The 1,618-nt window shown below is 65.2% G+C and carries 1 protein-coding gene; it reads left to right on the top strand.

The genetic code is table 11. The features are described from left to right. Positions 1-1,618: pPIWI_RE module domain-containing protein (locus ACMO6A_RS03900; protein WP_418470809.1), on the top strand; the 1,618-nt coding region annotated here is incomplete at both ends.

Here is a 1,618-nt window from a genome sequence, read left to right as displayed (position 1 = left end):
CATACCGACAGCTGGCTTATCGCCCTCGCCCCCATTGATCTCGCGAAGCTATGCAACGTCATCGCGGTCTGGATCTCCTCCCGCAAGGACATCGATACCCAATCCCCCGCCTATTGCAAGGTGATGGGGATGCTGCACCCCGAGACGTTCGAAGAGGCCGTGCATGGCGAAGAGACCTGCCTGTTCAGCGGCGACGGCCGTCCCACGGGCAGGCTCACCTTCCCCGCATTCTCCGCGCAAGTCGCCGACGCCATCGCCGACATCCCCCTCGAACTCGCCAACGGCATGGTCGAGAACTTCAGCAGAGTCTCACGCGGAAACGGAAACGTCTACGAGCTGATTTCCGATATCCACTGGCACAAGGAGGACCCGTGGGCGTTCGCCCTCAGATTCCACGTCGAGACGCTGCCGGTCGGCCGCAAGGCAAGGCTCAACATGGATGTTGCCGTCCGCCGCTTCATCGGCAAGCCATGGCAGGACGACCCGTTCCTCAAACACGATGTCAACGCCTACGTCCGCACGGAAGGCGGCACGCTCCGCGTCGTCCCCTACGGCTACGACAGGCAGAAGCGCGACTTGGCCTGGGACCCCGCGGCCCTGGCGAACTACGAGTTCGCCAGGGGGACCGGATTGCCCGCAGTCCGCGAGTATCTTGAGGACATGGGCAGGTACGCCCGCGACGGTTCGCAGCCGCAGATCCTATCCCCCTACGCGATGACCGCCTCCTGGGCATCGAAGCCCTCGGTCGCAAGCGGGGCATCCGTCATCGACAAGGCCATGTTCTTCGAGGCCGTCGCGGCTCGGCTTAAAGATATCGCGGAGCCCGTCGGTGCGCTCGACTCGCTTCAACTGACCCATCTCAAGGCGTCCATAGAGGAGCCCAGGCAGGCGGATTGGGACAAGGACCCCGTCGGCGCACGGGCGAGACAGGAGGCCTGGGGCCGGGCCAACCGCGCCAGACTCGCCCGCTGCACCGGCAGGGACAGGGCCGTATTCCAGCTGATCGGCAACCAGGACGATGCCCGGCTCCTCGGTATGGCAAGGGCCGAGATCTCCCGCTTTCTCGGTGGGGAGGGGGCCGTCGACGGCTTCGAGGTCAAGATCGATAACATCCCGGCAAACGACCTCCTGAACCGCATGGAGAATACCGGCGACAGCCAGGCGAAGATCCGCTGGCGCAAAGTCGCCGCCGCGCTTCCCGAGGCGACCGACCCGACCGCGTGCATAGTGGTCCTGCCGGGCGCCGAGAGCTACAAGCCCAAGGGCAAAGACGACGGCGGAGACCCCAAGCGCGCCCTGCGCATCGCGTTCGCGAAAACCGGGCGCCTGACCCAATTCATCGAACCCGAGGACTCGAAGGACGGTCCCGAGATCCGCGCGCGCGTCGCCGTCCGCGACCTCATGCGCCAGCTCGGTTTCGTACCCGAACCAGCACGCAATTCGCGCGGCATCGATACCTCGATCCCGGCGATAGGGTTGAAGGTCTACAACTCCGGCAACGGCAAGGCGCGGGCGAGCTTCCCCTATTGCGTCCGACAGGACATGAGAAGCGGTGCCGTCACCGTGTACTGCCCCCTCCTACCTGACGGAAGCCTACCGTACTGGCGCGCCCTCATCG

This window comes from Eggerthella sp., assembly GCF_048329335.1.
Classification (GTDB): Bacteria; Actinomycetota; Coriobacteriia; order Coriobacteriales; family Eggerthellaceae; genus Eggerthella; species Eggerthella lenta.
Note: the sequence above shows the minus strand (reverse complement) of the source record. Positions and strands in the feature narration are given on the sequence as shown.